19 protein-coding genes are annotated in these 18,079 nt (G+C 73.2%); 5 read left to right on the forward strand and 14 right to left on the reverse strand.

Annotated elements, in window-relative coordinates:
* Genes R2D22_RS23745 through R2D22_RS23755 form a run of 3 tightly spaced genes read right to left on the reverse strand, consistent with a single transcriptional unit; the run spans position 1 to position 2,333 of the window.
* Positions 1-750 carry an SDR family NAD(P)-dependent oxidoreductase gene (locus R2D22_RS23745; RefSeq protein ID WP_318106676.1) on the reverse strand — a complete coding sequence of 250 codons (750 nt, stop codon included), beginning with the start codon at positions 748-750 and terminating at the stop codon, positions 1-3.
* A gap of 39 nt (positions 751-789) precedes the next feature.
* Positions 790-1,842 (reverse strand): methyltransferase, encoded by a 1,053-nt coding sequence (locus R2D22_RS23750; protein ID WP_318109957.1) that lies wholly within the window; start codon positions 1,840-1,842, stop codon positions 790-792.
* A gap of 35 nt (positions 1,843-1,877) precedes the next feature.
* Positions 1,878-2,333, reverse strand: coding sequence for a DUF1772 domain-containing protein (locus tag R2D22_RS23755; RefSeq protein ID WP_318106677.1), 456 nt, complete (start codon positions 2,331-2,333; stop codon positions 1,878-1,880).
* A 214-nt stretch (positions 2,334-2,547) separates the two neighbouring features.
* Here R2D22_RS23755 and R2D22_RS23760 point away from each other — a divergent pair, with 214 nt between their 5' ends.
* Positions 2,548-2,994: an anthrone oxygenase family protein gene (locus tag R2D22_RS23760; protein WP_318106678.1), complete on the forward strand. Its 447-nt coding sequence runs from the start codon at positions 2,548-2,550 to the stop codon at positions 2,992-2,994.
* 29 nt (positions 2,995-3,023) lie between these two features.
* The gene (locus tag R2D22_RS23765; RefSeq protein WP_318106679.1) at positions 3,024-3,764 is read left to right on the forward strand and encodes a SchA/CurD-like domain-containing protein; all 741 of its coding nucleotides are present in this window, start codon (positions 3,024-3,026) and stop codon (positions 3,762-3,764) included.
* Between the two features lie 68 nt (positions 3,765-3,832).
* Here the strand turns inward: R2D22_RS23765 and R2D22_RS23770 are convergent, their stop codons facing one another.
* From R2D22_RS23770 to fabG, 9 genes are all read right to left on the reverse strand, one after another.
* Positions 3,833-4,597 carry an antibiotic biosynthesis monooxygenase gene (locus tag R2D22_RS23770; protein ID WP_318106680.1) on the reverse strand — a complete coding sequence of 255 codons (765 nt, stop codon included), beginning with the start codon at positions 4,595-4,597 and terminating at the stop codon, positions 3,833-3,835.
* Positions 4,594-5,064 (reverse strand): SRPBCC family protein, encoded by a 471-nt coding sequence (locus R2D22_RS23775; RefSeq protein ID WP_318106681.1) that lies wholly within the window; start codon positions 5,062-5,064, stop codon positions 4,594-4,596. The genes R2D22_RS23770 and R2D22_RS23775 overlap by 4 nt, the downstream gene beginning before the upstream one ends.
* Before the next feature lies 1 nt (position 5,065).
* On the reverse strand, positions 5,066-5,320 hold the full coding sequence (locus R2D22_RS23780) for an acyl carrier protein (protein ID WP_318106682.1): 255 nt from the start codon (positions 5,318-5,320) through the stop codon (positions 5,066-5,068).
* Positions 5,321-5,397: 77 nt separating this feature from the next.
* Positions 5,398-6,609, reverse strand: a complete 1,212-nt coding sequence (locus tag R2D22_RS23785) for a ketosynthase chain-length factor (RefSeq protein ID WP_318106683.1) — start codon at positions 6,607-6,609, stop codon at positions 5,398-5,400.
* Positions 6,606-7,874, reverse strand: coding sequence for a beta-ketoacyl-[acyl-carrier-protein] synthase family protein (locus tag R2D22_RS23790; protein ID WP_318106684.1), 1,269 nt, complete (start codon positions 7,872-7,874; stop codon positions 6,606-6,608). The genes R2D22_RS23785 and R2D22_RS23790 overlap by 4 nt, the downstream gene beginning before the upstream one ends.
* The gene (locus tag R2D22_RS23795; protein ID WP_318106685.1) at positions 7,871-8,296 is read right to left on the reverse strand and encodes a cupin domain-containing protein; all 426 of its coding nucleotides are present in this window, start codon (positions 8,294-8,296) and stop codon (positions 7,871-7,873) included. The genes R2D22_RS23790 and R2D22_RS23795 overlap by 4 nt, the downstream gene beginning before the upstream one ends.
* Before the next feature lie 48 nt (positions 8,297-8,344).
* Entirely contained in the window at positions 8,345-8,665 is a 321-nt protein-coding gene (locus R2D22_RS23800; RefSeq protein WP_318106686.1) for a TcmI family type II polyketide cyclase, read from the reverse strand.
* Between the two features lie 126 nt (positions 8,666-8,791).
* Entirely contained in the window at positions 8,792-10,336 is a 1,545-nt protein-coding gene (locus R2D22_RS23805) for a peptide MFS transporter (protein ID WP_318106687.1), read from the reverse strand.
* Positions 10,333-11,073 (reverse strand): 3-oxoacyl-ACP reductase FabG, encoded by a 741-nt coding sequence (gene fabG, locus R2D22_RS23810; RefSeq protein ID WP_318106688.1) that lies wholly within the window; start codon positions 11,071-11,073, stop codon positions 10,333-10,335. Before fabG ends, R2D22_RS23805 begins: the two co-directional genes overlap by 4 nt.
* A gap of 106 nt (positions 11,074-11,179) precedes the next feature.
* Here fabG and R2D22_RS23815 point away from each other — a divergent pair, with 106 nt between their 5' ends.
* Entirely contained in the window at positions 11,180-13,873 is a 2,694-nt protein-coding gene (locus R2D22_RS23815; protein ID WP_318106689.1) for a multicopper oxidase domain-containing protein, read from the forward strand.
* On the opposite strand, the gene R2D22_RS23820 is transcribed toward R2D22_RS23815, so the two are convergent.
* A complete protein-coding gene (locus R2D22_RS23820; protein WP_318106690.1) occupies positions 13,834-14,844 on the reverse strand; it encodes an acyltransferase domain-containing protein in 1,011 nt (336 codons plus the stop codon). The genes R2D22_RS23815 and R2D22_RS23820 overlap by 40 nt on opposite strands.
* 96 nt (positions 14,845-14,940) lie before the next feature.
* Between R2D22_RS23820 and R2D22_RS23825 the strand changes: the two genes are divergently transcribed.
* Both R2D22_RS23825 and R2D22_RS36150 read left to right on the forward strand, forming a co-directional pair.
* Positions 14,941-16,557, forward strand: a complete 1,617-nt coding sequence (locus tag R2D22_RS23825) for an acyl-CoA carboxylase subunit beta (RefSeq protein ID WP_318106691.1) — start codon at positions 14,941-14,943, stop codon at positions 16,555-16,557.
* The gene (locus R2D22_RS36150) at positions 16,554-16,766 is read left to right on the forward strand and encodes an acyl-CoA carboxylase epsilon subunit (protein ID WP_362736344.1); all 213 of its coding nucleotides are present in this window, start codon (positions 16,554-16,556) and stop codon (positions 16,764-16,766) included. Before R2D22_RS23825 ends, R2D22_RS36150 begins: the two co-directional genes overlap by 4 nt.
* A 144-nt stretch (positions 16,767-16,910) precedes the next feature.
* Here R2D22_RS36150 and R2D22_RS23830 read toward each other — a convergent pair whose 3' ends face one another.
* On the reverse strand, positions 16,911-18,071 hold the full coding sequence (locus tag R2D22_RS23830; protein ID WP_318106692.1) for an acyl-CoA dehydrogenase family protein: 1,161 nt from the start codon (positions 18,069-18,071) through the stop codon (positions 16,911-16,913).
* Positions 18,072-18,079: the final 8 nt, after the last annotated feature.

Genomic DNA, 18,079 nt, shown 5'->3' on the forward strand with positions numbered 1-18,079 from the left:
TCAGACACCCCCGTCGACGTGCAGGGTCTCGCCGTTGACGTACGTGGACAGGTCACTGGCGAGGAACAGCACCGCGCCCGCGATCTCCTCCGGGCGGCCGAACCGGCCCAGGGCCATCATCCGCAGGTAGCGCTCGTTGTACGCGGCGCGCTGCTCGTCGGTCAGCTCGTCGGGCTCCGAGGTGTCGATGACGCCCGGGGCGACCACGTTGAACCGGATGCCCTTGCCGCCCAGCTCCTTGCAGAGCGAACGGGTCAGGCCCACCAGACCGGCCTTGGAGGCGGTGTAGTGGCCGCGCAGCGGGATACCAGCCATCGCGCCGCGGGAGCCGATGTTGATGACCGAGGAGCCCTCGCGCAGCAGCGGCAGCGCCTTGCTGATCACCATGAACGGGCCGGTGAGGTTGGTCGTGACGACCCGCTCCCACTCCTCGAACGGCAGCTGGGCGAACGGGATCTGGCTGATCACACCCGCGTTGTTGACCAGCACGTCCAGCGTCTCGAAGCGGTCCCGGCAGGCCTGGAGCACCAGCTCCACGCCCTCCGCCGTGCCCACGTCCGCGCGGACCAGGGCGTGGTCGCCGCCGATCTCCTTGAGCTCGCGGGCCAGGCTGTCCACCGCCTCGCCCTCCTGCCGGTAGCAGGTCACCACCGTGGCGCCGGCCTTCGCGAGCGCCAGCACGGTCGCCCGCCCGATGCCCCGGCTGCCGCCGGTGACCAGCGCGTTCTTGCCCACCAGTCGAAGTTCCATCTCGTCTTCCTCCGTACGGGATCGGTGATCAGCGGGTACTCAGCGGGCCGCCGGCACGGGGCGGCACTCCAGGACCGCCCAACGTCCGGCGGCCGGTTCGTTCACGAGCTCGAAGCCCGCGGTCGCGAGCAGCGCGCGCCACTGCTGCTCGGAGCGCTCGCGTCCGCCGAAGCGGACCAGCATGTCCAGGTCGAGGAGCTTGCCCCGGTCCCACTCGTTGGCCGGGCCCACCAGGAACTCGCAGATCAGCAGGCGGCCCTCGGGGTTGTCGGCGAGCGCCTCGCGGATCCGGCCCAGGATCGCGGCCGCCTTGTCGTCGGCCCAGTCGTGCAGCACGGCCTTCAGGACGTACGCGTCGGCGCCCTTCGGCAGCTCGCCGAAGAAGTCGCCCGGGACCACGTCCACCCGGTCCGCGACGCCCGCCTCGGCGAGGATCTTGTCGGCCTCCGCGACCACCGTCGGGCGGTCCACGAGCGTGCCGCGGACCTGCGGGTGCCGCCCGAGGAGCTCGGCGAGGAACAGGCCGCGACCGCCCCCGATGTCGGCGATCGAGCCGAACCGGCCGAAGTCGAAACCGTCGAGCAGCATGTGCGAGGTGGCCCGGCTCATGCCGGTCATCGCCCGGTCGAACAGCGCGCCCGCGTCCGGGTTCTGCTCCAGGTGCTCGAAGAAGCCGTGCCCGTACGCGGCCTCGAAGGCCGGCTCGCCGGTGCGCACGGTGTGCAACAGCCGGCCGTACGAGCGCCACAGCATCTCGTCGCCGTTGTAGAGCACCATGTCCCGCTGGCTGCCGGGCACCCCGGAGCGCAGCGCGGCGCCGACGTCGGTCAGCGCGTACCGCCCGTCCGGCTGCTCGGCGAGCACCCCGAACGCGGCGGCGACCCGCAGCACCCGGCCGAGGGAGTCCGCGTGGCTGTCGGTCCGCTCGGCCAGCTCGGCCACCGTGAGCGGCCCGTCGGCCAGCTCGTCGGCGATCGCCAGCTCGGCGACCACGTGCAGCACCCGGGATATCCGTTTGCCGTCCGTCAGCAGCAGCAGTCGTACGTGGGGCGGCAGCGCGGCGGTCATCGCCGGGCCGACCACGCCGGTCATGGTGTCCACACCTACTCCTCGGTCGGGTGAGCGGATCAGATCAGTACGGCGGCCGCGGCGACGTTCACCAGCAGGGCCGCCACGGCGAGCGCGCCGCGCACGCGGTTCCAGCGGATCCAGCGCTCGCGCGGGTCCAGGCGGTCGAAGTCCGCGGGCAGCGCCTGCGGATCGAGCGTCGACAGCCAGCGGTTGATCGGCACGTTCTTCGTCAGCGACACCGTCATGGCCGAGGCCAGCAGCAGCGCGCCCAGCGCCGCCAGCAGCCGTACGGCGGTCTGCGGGGCGGCGAACACCAGCGCCACGTCGGCCAGCAGGCAGCTGACCAGCGAGATCGGCATGAACGGGTCGAAGCGGGTGACGAGCCCCTTGTGCACGGGGACGTACATGCCCGTGGGCAGCGTGGTGAACAGCGGCGCCGCGAGCACCGACACCGACAGACCGCCGGCCGCCAGACCGCCGGCGAGCAGCGCCGCGGGCATCAGAATCCGCACCGGATCCACCTTGCGTCTCCCTCCCGGACCTCCCGCCGCGGGAGGCGGCGGGACCAGTGCCACGACTGTCGGTTCAGCAGGTCGAAGCGGACTCGAAGACGGCTCGACCGGGGTCGCCGGGCGTCCGGGGGACCGCCGTCGAGCACCCCTCCACAGCGAGTCGAGCAGGTGACGGCAGCGTGACCCGTACACCATCCATGGACCGGGAGTCGTGATGCTTGAGGAAGTGCTGAGCGGGGTCGTGCTGATCGGGACGGGGACCGTCACGGGGATCTTCGTGGCTGTCCTGGTCAGCGTGGGTCCCGCCATGTCGGCCATGGGACGCGCCGAGTACCTCCGCGCCCACGCCCTGCTGGGCCGGGGCTACCACCCGCTGATGCCCGTCCTGGTCAACGTCGTGACCCTCAGCGGGTTCGCGCTCGGCTGGCTCTCCGAGTCGCCGGGCCGGGTGCTGTTCCCGGTGGCGTCCGTCCTGCTCCTCGGGGTGCAGGCGGTCTCGCACCTCGGCAACGTGCCGATCAACCGCTCGCTGAGCGGGCTCGCCGCGGACGGCCCCTGGCAGGACCCGCGGCCGCTGTGGCGGGCCTGGCACCGGCTGCGCACCGCGCTCGCCGCGCTCGCCCTCACGGCCGTCACCGTCGCGGTGCTCGCCGCCCCCTGATGCCCGAAGCTCCCTGAGGAGGGATCGCCATGCCACTGGACGCCATCACCTACCGCGTCCGCCCCGGCCACGAGGACGAACTGACCGAGGTGTTCTCGCCGCACAACTTCACCCGGGTCGACTCGCCGGTCATCAAGGACGACGCGGGCACCACCGTCGGAATGCTGCTCGGCACGGGCCTGTTCGCGCAGGGCGACACCGTGATCCGGGTGATCCACCACGACGGTGTCAGCGTCGCCCGGGTCGCCCGGCACATGTCGGTGCAGTCGGGGGTCCACCAGGCGGAGCGGGCGATCCTGCCCTATCTCGCCGAAGCCCGCGACACCGAGACCCCCGAGGGGTTCCGGGCGCACTTCCACCGCAGTCTCATGACCGTCCTCGAACAGCACAGCCCCGACGAACGACCCGCGGCCGGCACCGTCGCCCTGCGCCATCCGCTGCGCCGGGGCGCCGGCGCGGAACTGGCCCAGGCGCGGGCCACCGCCAACCGCCGGGCGTCACTGCCGCTCTCGGACGACCACCCGACGATCGTCCGCACGGCGCTGTTCCTGCACGCGGACACCCTGGTCCGCGTGGTCCAGTACGACGGACACCCCTACGACGTCGTCGGGTTCCTGACCGACCGCTGTTTCGGGCAGGACGCCGACGCCTGGCTGGAGCCCTACCTGGAGCAGAGCGAACGGCCCACCCACCCCGACGCCTACCTGGCCCTCGTGCACGAACAGGCCATGGTGTCGATCTCGCACATGTCCGTCCTGGGCGTCGACTGACACCCGCACCGCCCCCTGTACGACGAAACCGCCGCCGGGCCCGGGCCCGGCGGCGGTTTCGCGCCGTGTCACACCTCGGGGTGGTCGAACCACTCGCCGAGCTTGGTGCCCATCAGCGGGCTGCCGCGCAGCTTCAGCTTGCCGGTCAGGAACGCCTTCGCGCCGGGCAGCTTGCCCACGCCCATCGCCATCATGTCGGGGAACTTGATCCCGATGGTGATGTCCGGGCTGTCGTGCTGCCCCTTGTCGGTGCGGCACTCGCCGGCCTCGACGTGCACGTAGTGGAGCTTCTGGCCCTCGGTGGAGGCGATGTCGAACTGGAAGACGCCCTTCTGGCCGTCCGCCTTCTTCGGGTTGAACTCCGAGACGAGGAGCTCGAAGACCAGCGTCAGCGCCGCGTCCAGACCGCCCTCGCGCTCGGCGACGGCCGCCTCCAGCTGCTTGGACGGCACCGACTCGACGAGCTCGATCAGCTCGGTCACCTGTTCCTGCTGCACACTCACCGGTTCCTCCTGGAACTCGACGTCCGAAGAACATTCATGGAGCGGGGCGAGCAGCTGCATCTCGCCGCCCGCCCGCATCGGCCACAGCCGCTGGAGATACGCCTGCTGCTCGGGGCTCTGCTCGAAGGCACGGAAGGCCGGCTCGTCCGTCCAGTCCGTCAGTACGGTGTAGTCGCCCGTCCCCCCGGTCAGCAGCTGCTGGCCGTGGTTGTCGGGGAAGGTGCGCACGGTACGGGAGTGGGCGAGCCACAGCTCCTCGAACTCCGCCTCGTGCCCGGGCTCGATCCGGATCCGGAGCAGGACCCGCAGCTCCGGCGCGGGCCGGGTCACGACCCCACCGCTTCCGTCCGCTGCGCCGCCGCCTGCTCCACCAGGTCCTTGATCCGGGCCATCTCACGGCGGGTGTTGGTGTTCAGCCGGTCCGTCATCTCGGCGTTGCCGAACGGCAGGCCCTCGCGGACCTCGAACTCCTGCCGCCAGCGCATCTCCACGCCGGCGTCGGTCTGCTCGTACGTCCAGTACAGGTCCATGAACTCGAACGGACCGGTCTCGATCCGCCGGGCGCGCACCGTCCGCGTCTCGGGGTCCGGGGTGCGCTCGGAGACCCAGCTCCACACCTGGCCGTTCTCGTCCGGGTACAGGGTCAGCCGGAAGCGCAGGGTGGCCCCGTCGCGCTCCAGGATCTCGGCCGCCGCGTACTCGGAGAACAGCTGCGGCCAGGACGCGACGTCGTTCGTCATGTCCCACACCAGATCCATCGGCGCGGCGACGACGATGCTGTTGTCGGTGGCCGCCATGTCAGGCCGCCGCGAGGCTGGTGTTGACGTAATCGATCACGTCCTGCGGCGAGTTCATGTCCTCGATGGCCTCGTCGGGGATCTGCAGGCCGTACTCGCGCTGGACCTGGCTGGCTATCTCCAGGACCGCGAGGGAGTCGTAGCCGATGTCGGTGAAGTCGACCGCGAGGTGCTCCTCGGTCAGCTCCTCGGTCTCGCCGGTGCACCGGCTCATGATCTCCTTGAGGTCGCCGAAGGTCATGGTGGTGCTGCTCATCTGTTCCTCCTGGGGACGGGAGTTGCTGGGGAGAGGGTGAAGAGAGGAAACGCCGGCCGTCGTGCGGACCGGTGGACTCATACGGACCGGACGACCATCGCGGCGTTGAACCCGCCGTAGCCGCGGCTCAGGACCAGGGCGCTGCGCAGCCGCGCCTCGCGGGGCCGGTCCGTCACCACGTCGAGCCGGTGCTCCGGGTCGGGGCGCACGTTGACCGACGGCGGGATCACCTGGTCGCGCAGGGCGAGTGCCGCGGCCGCGACGTCCAGCGCCGCGCCACCCGCGTAGAGCCGGCCGGTCATCGTCTTGGGCAGCGACACCGGGACCGCGCCGGGCCCGAAGACCGCGGTGATCGCCTCGGCCTCCTGCCGGTCGAGCTCCGGTACGCCGTAGCCGTCGGCGAAGACCACGTCGATGTCCGCGGGCGCGGCGCCGGCCTCGGCGAGTGCCAGTTCGGCGGCCCGCCGCAGACCCGGTGGCCGGCCCGAGCCGGGACGCGGGTCGAACGTCGCCGCGTAGCCCGCGATCTCGCCGTACACCCGGGGCGCCTCACGGTCCCGGGCGTCCTCGCGGCTCTCCACGACGAGGATCGCGCCGCCCTCGCCGGGGACGTACCCGCTCGCCGTGCGGTCGAAGGGCACGAACGCGCGGTCCGGGTGCGGCTCCTCGCTGAGCCTGCCGTTGGACAGCTGGCAGACCAGGCCGTACGGGGAGAGCGAGGCGTCGGTGCCGCCGGACAGCACCAGCCGGGTGCCCTTGCCGAGCACCCGCCGGGCCTGCGCCAGCGCGTCCAGGCCGCCGGCCTGCTCGGAGCAGAGCACCGAGCACGGGCCGCGCATGCCGTGCCGGATCGACAGCTGGCCGGTCGTCGCCGCGTAGAACCAGGCAATGGCCATGTACGCGCCCACGGCCTGCGGCCCCTCGGCGTACAGCTTCTGCAGCTCGCGCTGGCCGAACTCGACACCGCCCGAGGAGTTGGCGGTGATGACCGCCATGTCCAGGTCGGCGAAGGACTCCGGGTCCACGGCCGCGTCGGTCAGCGCCTCGTTCGTCGCGGCGAACGCGTACTGCGTCATCGGGTCGGTCTCGCTGACCAGCCGCTGCGGCGCGTGGTCCGCCGGGTCGAAGCCGGTGGCCTCGCCGGCCACCCGCACCGGGTACCGGTCCGGGTCGAACCGGCTGATCCGGCCGAGCCCGGACTTGCCGTCCAGCGTCGCCTGCCACCAGGCCTCGCGGTCCAGGCCGTTGGGTGCGACCACCCCCAGACCGGTGATCACGGGAGCGTTCATGACATCCTCCTCGGCGACGTGAGCACGACCGCGCTCTGGAAGCCGCCGAAGCCGCTGCCGACGCTCAGGACGACGTCGAGGTCCGCCTCCCGCGCGGTGCCCGGCACGTAGTCCAGGTCGCACTCGGGGTCGGGCTCCTCGTAGTTGGCGGTCGGCGGGACCGCGCCCCGGTCGATGGCCAGCGCGCTGGCTGCGATCTCGATCGAGCCGATCGAGCCGAGCGAGTGCCCCACCATCGACTTGATCGAGCTGACCGGGATGTCGTACGCGTGCGAGCCCAGGCTGCGCTTGTACGCGGCCGTCTCGTGCCGGTCGTTCTGCTTGGTGCCGCTGCCGTGGGCGTTGGCGTAGTCGATCTCGTCCGGGTTGATCCGGGCCTCGTCGAGCGCGGCGGTGATCGCCTCGGCCATCTCCCGCCCGTCGGGCCGCAGTCCGGTCATGTGGTAGCCGTTGGCGCGCGCCGCGTAACCGGCCACCTCGCAGTAGATCCGGGCGCCACGGCGGCGGGCGTGCTCCAGCTCCTCGATCACGAACACGGCCGAGCCCTCGCCGAGCACCAGCCCGTTGCGCCGCCGGTCGAACGGACGGCAGGCGTGCTCCGGGTCGTCGTTGCTGGTCGAGGAGGCCCGCAGGGTGTCGAAGCAGGACACCGTGATCGGATAGATCGGGGCGTCGGTGGCGCCGGCCACCATCACGTCCGCCGAGCCCTCGCGGATCAGGTCGACCGCGTACCCGACGGCGTCGATGCCCGCGCAGCAGCCGGAGCTGACCACGGTCGCCGGGCCCTCAGCGCCGGCCGCCCAGGCCACCTCCGTCGCCAGCGAGCTGGACATGACGTACGAGTACAGGTGGGGCTTCATGTAGCCCTGGTCGACCAGCCACTCGCGGCCGTTGTCGCTGACGGTGCGGTACTCCTGCTCCATGGAGATCGCGTTGCCGACGCCGTTGCCGACGCTCACGCCGATCCGGTGCGGGTCTTCCGCGTCCACGTCGAGCCCGCTGTCGGCCACCGCCTCCCGGGTCGCCACCAGCGCGAACTGGCCGGCCCGGTCGGTGCGGCGGATCTCCTGGAAGGAGAGCCCGGCCCGCTCGGGGTCGAAGTCGCACTCCGCCCCGATCCGGCTCCGGAACGGGGCCGGATCGAACAGGGTGATGCGCCGGGTCGCCGTGCGGCCCTTGACGATCATCTCCCAGAACGCCTCCCGGCCGGGCTGCCCCGGGGCGACGACACCGATGCCGGTGATCACTGCGCGACGCGCGGTCATCCCACGCCACCCACTTCGGGCAGGGTCCCCTCACCCGGCAGGGGCTCGCAGTCGACATGGCCGAGTTCCGGGCGCGGGGCGAGCGGGCTCAGGAAGAAGGCGACGAACGCCTGCTCCGTGCCCGGGTTCTCGATGCGGTGCCGCACCCCGATCGGGACCATGAAGGACTCGCCGGGCTCCAGCAGCAGCTCCTCGCCCTCGATCCGCAGCAGGATCGTGCCGCGGATCGTGTGGAAGAACTCCTCGGAGTGCGGGTGGTAGTGCTCGGACACGAACTCGCCGGGCTCCAGGGTGCCGACGCCCATGAACCCCGAGGTCGCTCCGCAGGTCTTGGGGCTGAGCAGGACACGCAGATCGCCGCCGCGCTTGCGGTTGGGCGGCACGTCGTCGATGGCGACCTTGATGAGGTCGGTGGTGTGCATGGATGCTCCACAGGTGGGGACGGATCGCGGGACGGTGCGGCGGACAGGTCAGGGGGTCCAGCTGTAGAAGACCTCGGCCATGGAGTCCTTCGGCTCACGCCAGTTCGGGTCGTACGGCGTCATGAACTCCTGGAGCCGGGTGTTGATGTCCTCGTAGAGCGGGTGGCTGCGGGCCTGGTAGAGCCGGCCTCCGATCGGCTCCTCCGCCTCCACGAGGTGGAAGTAGAGGCCGTGGAAGCGGAACAGGGTGCGCCGCTGGACACCGATCATGTGGGGGAGATCGGTGGCGTCGGACTCGCCGAACAGCGCGGCCACCTTCTCGGCGTCGTCGTGGTCCATCCGCGCGACGATGAGGGTGCGATGAGCCATGGGTACTCCTAAGGGATGTCGCCCGGAGCGGTCGGGCTTCCGGCGGTCCGTGAGCGATCGGGCCTGCCGGTTGTGATGATGGATGTGCCGACTTGAGCCCGGATCCAGGGCAACTCGACGTCTGATTCAGGCCGTTGTTCGACCGGTCCTGAGCGTGGCCGAACGGGCCAGCAGCAAGGCGGTGACCACGGCCGCCCCGGCGAAGCCGGCGAGGTACGTCCACAGCGGCAGGACGCCCACGAGCCGGGAGAGCTGGCCGCCGAGACCGGCGCCCAGCGCGGCGCCCAGGTAGAAGAGCCCCATCATCCGGCTGCGATGCCCCTCGGGGGCCGTCTCCGCGGTCGCGCTGAGCCCCACCGGCCCGAAGACCAGCTCGCCGCAGGTCATGCAGAGGAACGCGGCCAGCAGCCACAGCGGGGACACCGGAAGCTCCGCGCCCTGCGCGGACCACGCCCCGCCCGCGAGCACGGCGAAGCCGGCCGCCGCGCACAGCAGACCCGCGGCGAACTTCCGCACCACCCCGAGCCCGCTCCCGATCCGCAGCCACAGCCAGGCGAACAGCGGCGCGAGCAGCAGGAGGAACAGCGGATGGGCGGACTGGAACCAGCTCGCCGGCACGGTGAAGCCCGCGATCTCCCGGTCGGTGTGCTCGCGCGCGAACAGGCTGAAGACCGAGCCGAGTTGCCCGTACATCGCCCAGAACAGCACCGACGGGACGAAGATCCGCCGGTAGTCGCGGATCCGCGCCCGCTCCGCCGCCCCGAGCTCCGGGCCGCGCAGCAGCCGCCGGAAGTACCAGACGGGCGCCACCAGCGCCCCGAGACCGCACAGCGCGAGCACCGGCTGCAACGGCAGCCCGCCGGCCGCCGCGACGGCCGCGACCAGCAGCACGACCGCCGCGAGCCCGGCCCACGCGCCACGCACCAGCCGGCGCAGCGCCGCGGGCGGCAGCGGACGGCCCGGCCCGGTCCGGGCCCCGCGTAGCGACGGCGCGCCGTGCAGGTACTGCAGCACGCCGAGGACCATGCCGACCGCGGCCGCCCCGAAACCGGCGTGCCAGTCGACGCGCTCGCCCAGGACGCCGGTGATCAGAGGGCCGAGCAGGGCGCTGACCTGGACGCTCATGTAGAAGACGGAGAACGCGGCCTGCCGCCGCGAGCTGTCGGCGCCCGGGTTCATCTGGTCGAACAGGACCGGCAGGTTGGGCTTCAGCAGTCCCGTGCCGCAGGCGACGAGCAGCAGCCCCACGTAGAACGTGGTCCGCGCGGGCACGGCCATGCAGGCGTGCCCGGCGGCGATCACCAGAGCGCCGCTCAGCATCGCCCGGTGCGTGCCGAGCACCCGGTCGCCGAGCCAGCCGCCGGGCATGGCGGCCAGGAACGACGCCGAGACGTACAGCCCGAACAGCGCGCCCGCGGTGCCGGCGGAGAGGCCGAGACCGCCGTCCGCCGCGGGCGCGGTCGCGTACAGGAACAGCAGGGCCTGCATGCCGTAGAAGCTGAACCGCTCCCACATGTCGGTCATGAAGAGCGTGCTGAACCAGCGCTCGCGGAACAGGGCGCGGAGCGGGCGGTCGGGATCGAGGTGGGGCGGGGCGTCGGCGGGGGAGGGGGCCGCCTCGGCGGCTTCCGCGGCCCCGGGTGCTTCGGCGGCTTCGGCGGCCGAACTCACAGCGCTATCCCGCCGTCGATCTGCACCACCTGGCCGGTGACGTAGTCGGCGGCGTCGGACACCAGGAACGCGACGAGCTCGGCGACGGACTCGGCGCTGCCGAACCGCCCCATCGCGACCTTCCCGAGCGCCGCCTCCCGCGCCTTGGCGGTCATCCCGTCCAGCATGTCCGTCTCGATGAACCCCGGCGCCACCGCGTTGACCCGCACCCCGTACGGGGCGACCTCCTTCGCGAGCGCGCGGGTGAGCCCGTTCAGACCGGCCTTGGCGGTCGCGTAGTTGGTCTGCCCGGGGTTCCCGTACACCCCGATGACGGACGAGACGTTCACCACCGCGCCCGCCCGGCGGGTGATCATGCCGCGCACCACGGAGCGGCAGACGTTGAAGGCGCCGTCCAGGCTCGTGCCGACCACGGAGTGCCAGTCCTGCGCCGACATCAGCGCCATCGGGCGGTCCCGCAGCACGCCCGCGGAGTTGACCACCGCGTACGGCGCGCCCAGCTTCTCCTCGGCCCCGGCGACGAACGCCCGGACCGCCTCCGCGTCGGTGACGTCACAGACCGCGTGGTGCACGGCGGCCCCTGCCTCCGCGACCAGGCGGGCCGTCTCCAGGGCCGCCTCGTCGGCGGACCGGGAGCAGAACCCGATGTCGTACCCCGAACGCGCCAGCCGGACCGCGATCGCCCGGCCGATGCCCCGCGAGCCACCGGTCACCAGCGCGCATCGCCTCTCCTGCATCACAAGCCCCTTCCAGGTGCCGCGGCCGAGGCGGCTGCCGCGGCCGCGGCGAGCATCTGCCAGCCGCCTCGAGGCAGGCTCGAAGGGCACCCGGCACGCTGCCCGCATGGTGGAGAACCTCTTCGAGCAGAACCTGTTGTGGGCCGTACTGGCCGCGGTCTTCTGGGGATTCGCGGCGCGCGGGGCCCGCCGCCTGGCGGCCCGCGGCACGCCGGAGGCGATCCGGCGCCGGGCCCGGCTGGGGCTCGTCCTCGTCTCCGTCGCGCTGCTCGTGCTCGTGACCCGGATCGCCCTCGCCTTCGCCCTGGCCGCGGCGGCGGGCTGGGAGGCCGCCGCCGACTTCGTCCTCTTCGCCGCGGTCCCGCTGACGGTGGCGGGCGCCGTCGTGGCGGCGTGCGCGCTCCCCGCGTACGCCCGCCTCGCCCGCCGCCCGGCACCGACCGGCTCGCCCGAACGAAGGGCCGCGCCCGCGGCGCCCGACCCGGAGTCGCTGCCGGGCTCGCCCGAGCGGGCGGGCTCGTCGTCGCCCTACGGAGGCATGCTCGCGCCGGCCGGACCGGCGGCCCCGCCCCGCGCGGCACCGCCGGCCGGCGGTGCCGACCGGCCTTCTGCGTCGATGCCGTCCAGCGGTACGAACGTGCCGCCTGGCCTGCCCGGCCGGGCCGACGCGCCCGCGCCGGCCCTGCCCGGCTCGCCCGAGCCGTCGGCGTCGTCGCCGTCCGGCAGCCTGCTCGCGCCGAGCTCCCCGGCACCGGCCGGCTCGGCCTCGCCCGCCTCCGGGTCCGATCGGCCTCCGGCGCTGGTGCCGTCCGCCGGTCCGGACGTGCCGCCGGGCCTGCCCGGGCGGGCAGGTTCGTCGTGGCCGTCCGGCGGCCTGCTCGCGCCGGCCGGACCGGCGGCACCGCCCCCCGCGCCCGGCTCGCCCGCGCACGCCCCCGCGCTCCCCGCGCTGCGGGGCGAGGCCGCCGCGGCGCGGCTGGTCGTGCCCGTGCGGGGCTGCTTCGCCGCCACGCTCGCCGCCGCGGCCCTCACCCTCCACCCCACGCCCGAGCCCTACACGGGCATGTTCCTGCTCGAACTCGCCCTGTTGGCCGTGGTCGCCGGGGCGCTGCTGCTCTACCAGCAGCGCCGCCGGGCGGCCGTGACCGAGCCCGCCTGGCGACCGCCGTCCCGGGCCGCGGGGGCGCTGCGCACCACCGCCGTCGTGACGGCGGTCGCGCTGCTCTCCGCGGGCGGCTACGCGCTGGCCGCCCGGCAGAGCCGGTTGCCGGACCGCGTCGACGGAAACCACCACCAGCACGCGTACGACACCGGCGGCGGCCCCGAGGCCGGGCAGGCGGCGGTCCGGGACCTCTCCACCCTCGGCGGCCCCCGCACCGGCACCCCCGACCGCCGCTTCACGCTCACCGCGACCGAGCGCACGATGCGGCTCGCCTCGGGCGAGAAGATCTCCGCGCTCGCCTTCAACGACACCCTCCCCGGCCCCGAACTCCGCGTGCGCCGCGGCGAGCTGGTGGAGGTGGTGCTGGTCAACGCGAACGTCACGGAAGGCGTGACGCTGCACTGGCACGGCGTCGACGTCCCGGCCGCCGAGGACGGCGTGGCCGGGGTCACGCAGAACGCCGTCCGCCCCGGCGGGCGCCACGTGTACCGCTTCCGGGCGCCCCGCGCGGGCACCTTCTGGTACCACTCGCACCAGCAGTCCAGCACCGTCGTGACCCGCGGACTCTTCGGCGCGATGGTCGTGGAGGAGCCCGGCGCCCGCCCGGCCGGCGTGGACCGGACCGTCGTCGCCCACGCCTGGCAGGTCGCCGGCGCCAAGAGCGCCGCCCCCGCCGGGGGACCGCACCGCGGCGGGGGCGGCGCGCTGAGCGGACAGAACGGAGCCGGCGGCCTGCTGCGCACCGCGCTCGGCGACGACACCCGGCTGCGCCGCGAGAAGGTGACCGCCGGTACCCCCGTCCGGCTGCGCCTGGTCAACGCCGACAACTGCCCCCGTACGTACTCCCTCGCCGGGACGGCCTTCCGGGTCGCCGCGATCGACGGAAACGAGGTGAACCGGCCCACCGAACTGAAGGACCGGCTGCTGCGGATCGCCGGCGGCGGCCGCGTCGACGTCACCTTCCGCCAGCCCGCCGGGCCCGCGCACCTGACGGTCGTCGGCGACGCCAACGCCTCCAGCGCCTCGCACGGCTTCGAGGGCTGCGGTGAGGACGGCGCGTACGGCACCGGACGGACCGAGACGGCGTCCCTGCTCCTCGACCCGAGCGGCGTCGCGACGAAGACCCCGCCGCCCGTGACCGGGCCGCTCTTCGACCCCCTGCACTACGGCTCACCCGCCGCGACGCCGTTCGGCCCGGGCACGTACGACCGGGACTTCCACCTCGTCCTCGGCAACAGCCTCGGGTTCTTCGACGGCCGCCCCATGATGCGCTGGACCGTCAACAACGCGGTGTACCCGGACATCCCCGCCCTGCTCGTACGGGAGGGGGAGCGGGTGCGCACCACGTTCGTCAACCGCAGCCTCGACGACCATCCCATGCACCTGCACGGCCACCGCATGCTGGTGCTCTCCCGGAACGGCGAGCGGGCCACCGGCAGCCCCTGGTGGACCGACACCCTGAACGTCGCGCCCGGCGAGCGCTACGAGGTGGCCTTCCTGGCCGACAACCCCGGCCTGTGGATGGACCACTGCCACAATCTCGACCACGCCCGCGACGGCATGGTGCTGCACCTCGCGTACGACGGCGTGCGCAGCCCCTACGAGGCGGGCAGGTCCAGCGGCAACCTGCCGGAGTGAGCGAACAGCCGCTCGCGCGCCTCGTGCACGCACCGCCTGTCCTCCCCGGGACCGAGGGCCCGGGGAGGCAGCGTCGCCACCACCTCGCTGCGGCCCGACCGCACCGCCTCGTGCCCGCGCGCCAGGACCGTCAGGCTCTGCGACGGGCCGGCCTCCACCAGGACCCGGTCCTCCGCCGCGAGGACCCGGTCCAGCGTCGGCCAGAACATCACCGGCGTGACCGGCTGCGCCGCCCAGAACCCCGGGTCCACCGCCTCGTCCGCCGTCAACAGTCCGCCGGTGTAAGCCGAGTACAGCGGGACCCGGGGCGGTGCGAGCCGCAGCGTCCGCAGCAGCGCCCGAGCCGGCGCGACCAGCGGGGCGAGCGCCGGGCTGTGGTACGGCGTCCGTGAGGCGAGCCGCCGGTACGTGCGGCCGTCCGCGGCCAGCCGCCGCGCCACCGCCCCCAGCGGCCCGTCCGGCCCGGACAGCACCGTGTGCCGGGGCCCGTTCACCGCCGCCACCACGACGCCCCCGCCCAGGTACGCGGCGAGGTCCTCGGGCGCGGCGGCCACCGCCAGCATCCCGCCCGCCGGGGTGGACCGTTGCATCCCCACCCGCTCCCACAGCAGCCGCACCGCGGCGTCCAGGGTGAACACCCCCGCGAGGACGGCGGCCGTGAACTCGCCCATGCTGTGCCCGAGATACGCGTCCGGGCGCACGCCCCAGCTCTCCACGAGTCGCCCCATCGCGTAGTTCACCGCGAACAGCAGCGGCGCGGAGCGGGCGTCGGCCTCCATCGGGACGGCCGGCTCGGTGGCCAGCCAGTCCGCACGCGCGGCCCGGCCCTCCGGCCCGAGCAGGCCCAGGACCTCGTCCACGGCCTCGGTGAACACCGGCTCGTGCCCGTAGAGCCCGGCCGCCATGAGCGGATGCTGCGCCCCGGTCCCCGGGAGCATCAGGACGACGGAGCGGCGGCGAGGAAGAGTCATGCCACCAGCGTGGTCCGCATCGATCGAGCCGTTCTCCAGCGACTCACGCAGAACCGTTCGAGCCCGCCTTGAGCACCGCGGCGCATCCTGCACCGCATGAGCGTTGTCGAGGAAACGCACCCGAGACCCGGGACCAGAACCGCCACTCCACCACCCCAGGACGGCTGCCTGCGCGACCGGGCGGCGGAACTCGCCGCCCTGCGCGAGCGGGTGCGCGGGGGGCCCAGCGACCGGGCCACCGAGGCGCAGCACGCCAAGGGGAAACTGACCGCGCGCGAGCGGATCGCGCTGCTCTTCGACGAGGGCACGTTCTCGGAGATCGAGGAGCTGCGCCGGCACCGCGCCACCGGCTTCGGCCTGGAGGACCGCCGCCCGCACACGGACGGCGTCGTCACCGGCTGGGGCAAGGTGCACGGCCGCACCGTGTTCGCCTACGCCCACGACTTCCGGATCTTCGGCGGCGCCCTCGGCGAGGCGCACGCGGAGAAGATCCACAAGCTGATGGATCTGGCCGAGGCCGCCGGGGCGCCGATCGTCGGCCTCTGCGACGGCGCCGGCGCGCGGATCCAGGAAGGCGTCACCGCCCTGGCGGGCTACGGCGGCATCTTCACCCGCAACGTCCGCAACTCCGGGGTGATCCCGCAGATCAGCGTCATCCTGGGCCCGTGCGCCGGCGGCGCCGCGTACTCCCCGGCGCTCACCGACTTCGTCTTCATGGTGCGCGGCACGGCCCAGATGTTCATCACCGGGCCGGACGTGGTGCAGGCCGTCACCGGCGAGGTCATCACCCACGACGCGCTCGGCGGCGCGGACGCCCACGCCTCGGTCTCCGGCGTCGCGCACTTCGCCTGCGACGACGAGGAGTCCTGCCTGGAGGACGTGCGCCACCTGCTGTCGCTGCTGCCCGCGAACAACCGCGAACTGCCGCCCGCCGCACCCTCCGACGACCCGGCGGACCGTCGTACCGAGGCCCTGCTCGACCTGGTCCCGGCCGACCCGGGGCGCGCGTACGACATGCGGGCGGTGATCGAGGAGATCGTCGACGACGGCGACTATCTGGAGATCCAGGAGAGCTGGGCGACCAACATCGTCTGCGCACTGGCCCGGCTCGACGGGCAGGTGGTGGGCGTGGTCGCCAACCAGCCGTCGGCGTTCGCCGGCGTCCTGGACATCCACGCCTCGGAAAAGGCCGCCCGGTTCGTCCAGACCTGCGACTCGTTCAACATCCCGCTGGTCACCCTCGTCGACGTCCCCGGCTTCCTGCCCGGCGTGGACCAGGAGCACGGCGGCATCATCCGGCACGGCGCGAAGCTGCTGTACGCGTACTGCAACGCCACCGTCCCGCGGGTGCAGCTGATCCTGCGCAAGGCGTACGGCGGCGCGTACATCGTCATGGACTCGCGCTCCATCGGGACGGACGTCTCGCTGGCCTGGCCGAGCAACGAGATCGCCGTGATGGGCGCGGAGGGCGCCGCGAACGTGGTGTTCCGGCGCGAGATCGCGGCCGCGGCCGACCCGGACGCGACCCGGGCCCGGCTGGTGAAGGAGTACCGCGCGGAGCTGATGCACCCGTACTACGCGGCGGAGCGCGGCCTGGTGGACAGCGTCATCGACCCGTCCGAAACCAGGGCGCGCCTGATCGACGCCCTGTCGATGCTCCGCGCCAAACACGCGCCGCTGCCGAGCCGCAAACACGGGAACCAGCCGCAATGACGGGGATACGGGTGCTCCGAGGCACCCCGACCCGGGAGGAACTGGCGGCCTGCGTGCTGGTGCTGCAGGCGCTGGCGGCGGGCCGCGCGGCCGACCGTACGGGCCCGGGCGGCCCACCGACGGCCGTCTGGCCGAGGACAGCGGCCCCCCTGGCCACCCCGGCCCCGTCGTGGTGGGCGTCGGGGCGAGCGGGGGCGTGGCGCCCCTGAGGGCGCGGGACTGTGCCGACATGCGGCTCCGCCGCGTGGGCGCGACAGCGGTTGTGCCCCGACAGGGGCGCGGGGAACTGCGCGACAAGCCACAACGGGCCCGCACCGGCCCACGGCCGAATCACGCAGCTCCCCGCCAAGGGGCTACGCGGGCAGCCCCAGCTCCCGCGCGATCAGCATCCGCTGCACCTCGCTCGTGCCCTCGCCGATCTCCAGGATCTTCGAGTCGCGCCACATCCGGGCGACCGGGTACTCGTTCATGAACCCGTACCCGCCGTGGATCTGCGTGGCATCGCGCGCGTTGTCGACGGCGACGGTCGACGAGTACAGCTTCGCGACCGCCGCCTCCTTCTTGAACGGCTCGCCGAGCACCAGCCGCGACGCGGCGTCGCGCCAGCCGATGCGGGCCATGTGCGCCCGGGTCTCCATGTCCGCGATCTTGAACTGGATGGCCTGGTACGTGCTGATCGGCGAACCGAAGGCGTGACGTTCCTTCGCGTACTTCACGGACTCGTCGACGCAGCCCTGCGCGAGCCCGGTGGCGAGCGCCGCGATCGCGATCCGCCCCTCGTCGAGGATGCGCAGGAACTGCGCGTACCCGCGCCCTTCCTCGCCCAGCAGGTTCTCCACCGGCACCCGGACGCCGTCGAACGACAGCTCACGGGTGTCGGAGGCGTTCCAGCCGACCTTGGAGTACGGCGCGGCCACGGTGAACCCGGGCGTCCCGGACGGCACGATGATCGAGGAGATCAGCGGCCGGCCGTCGTCCTTCCGGCCCGTGACGGCGGTGACGGTCACCAGACCGGTGATGTCGGTCCCGGAGTTGGTGATGAAGCACTTGGAGCCGTTGATCACCCAGTGGTCGCCGTCCCGGACGGCCGTGGTCCGGGTGCCGCCCGCGTCCGAGCCGGCGCCCGGCTCGGTCAGACCGAACGCGCCCAGCATCTCGCCGGAGCAGAGCTTCGGCAGCCAGGTGCGCTTCTGCTCCTCGGTGCCGAAGCGGTAGACCGGCATCGCGCCGAGCGAGACGCCCGCCTCCAGGGTGATGGCCACGGACGAGTCGACCCGGGCCAGCTCCTCCAGGGCGATGCCGAGGGCGAGGTAGTCGCCGCCCATGCCGCCGTACTCCTCCGGGAACGGCAGGCCGAACAGGCCCATCTGCCCCATCTGGCGGACGATCTCGTACGGGAACTCGTGCCGCTCGTAGTAGTCGCCGATCTTCGGGGCGACCACGTCGTGGGCGAACTCCTCGACGGTGCGGCGGAGTTCCTCGTGCTCGGGGGTGAGCCGGTGGTCGAGGGACATGGTGTTCG

The sequence above is a fragment of the Streptomyces sp. HUAS YS2 genome (genome assembly GCF_033343995.1).
Lineage (GTDB): Bacteria > Actinomycetota > Actinomycetes > Streptomycetales > Streptomycetaceae > Streptomyces > Streptomyces solicathayae.

Coding starts and splice junctions, on each gene's coding strand:
- R2D22_RS23785 (WP_318106683.1), bottom strand. CDS start 6,609: ATGAACGCTCCCGTGATCACCGGTCTGGGGGTGGTCGCACCCAACGGC.
- R2D22_RS23830 (WP_318106692.1), bottom strand. CDS start 18,071: ATGTCCCTCGACCACCGGCTCACCCCCGAGCACGAGGAACTCCGCCGC.
- R2D22_RS36150 (WP_362736344.1), top strand. CDS start 16,554: ATGACGGGGATACGGGTGCTCCGAGGCACCCCGACCCGGGAGGAACTG.
- R2D22_RS23780 (WP_318106682.1), bottom strand. CDS start 5,320: ATGAGCAGCACCACCATGACCTTCGGCGACCTCAAGGAGATCATGAGC.
- R2D22_RS23820 (WP_318106690.1), bottom strand. CDS start 14,844: ATGACTCTTCCTCGCCGCCGCTCCGTCGTCCTGATGCTCCCGGGGACC.
- R2D22_RS23795 (WP_318106685.1), bottom strand. CDS start 8,296: ATGCACACCACCGACCTCATCAAGGTCGCCATCGACGACGTGCCGCCC.
- R2D22_RS23750 (WP_318109957.1), bottom strand. CDS start 1,842: ATGACCGGCGTGGTCGGCCCGGCGATGACCGCCGCGCTGCCGCCCCAC.
- R2D22_RS23790 (WP_318106684.1), bottom strand. CDS start 7,874: ATGACCGCGCGTCGCGCAGTGATCACCGGCATCGGTGTCGTCGCCCCG.
- R2D22_RS23745 (WP_318106676.1), bottom strand. CDS start 750: ATGGAACTTCGACTGGTGGGCAAGAACGCGCTGGTCACCGGCGGCAGC.
- R2D22_RS23765 (WP_318106679.1), top strand. CDS start 3,024: ATGCCACTGGACGCCATCACCTACCGCGTCCGCCCCGGCCACGAGGAC.
- R2D22_RS23815 (WP_318106689.1), top strand. CDS start 11,180: ATGGTGGAGAACCTCTTCGAGCAGAACCTGTTGTGGGCCGTACTGGCC.
- R2D22_RS23825 (WP_318106691.1), top strand. CDS start 14,941: ATGAGCGTTGTCGAGGAAACGCACCCGAGACCCGGGACCAGAACCGCC.
- R2D22_RS23800 (WP_318106686.1), bottom strand. CDS start 8,665: ATGGCTCATCGCACCCTCATCGTCGCGCGGATGGACCACGACGACGCC.
- R2D22_RS23775 (WP_318106681.1), bottom strand. CDS start 5,064: ATGGCGGCCACCGACAACAGCATCGTCGTCGCCGCGCCGATGGATCTG.
- R2D22_RS23760 (WP_318106678.1), top strand. CDS start 2,548: ATGCTTGAGGAAGTGCTGAGCGGGGTCGTGCTGATCGGGACGGGGACC.
- fabG (WP_318106688.1), bottom strand. CDS start 11,073: ATGCAGGAGAGGCGATGCGCGCTGGTGACCGGTGGCTCGCGGGGCATC.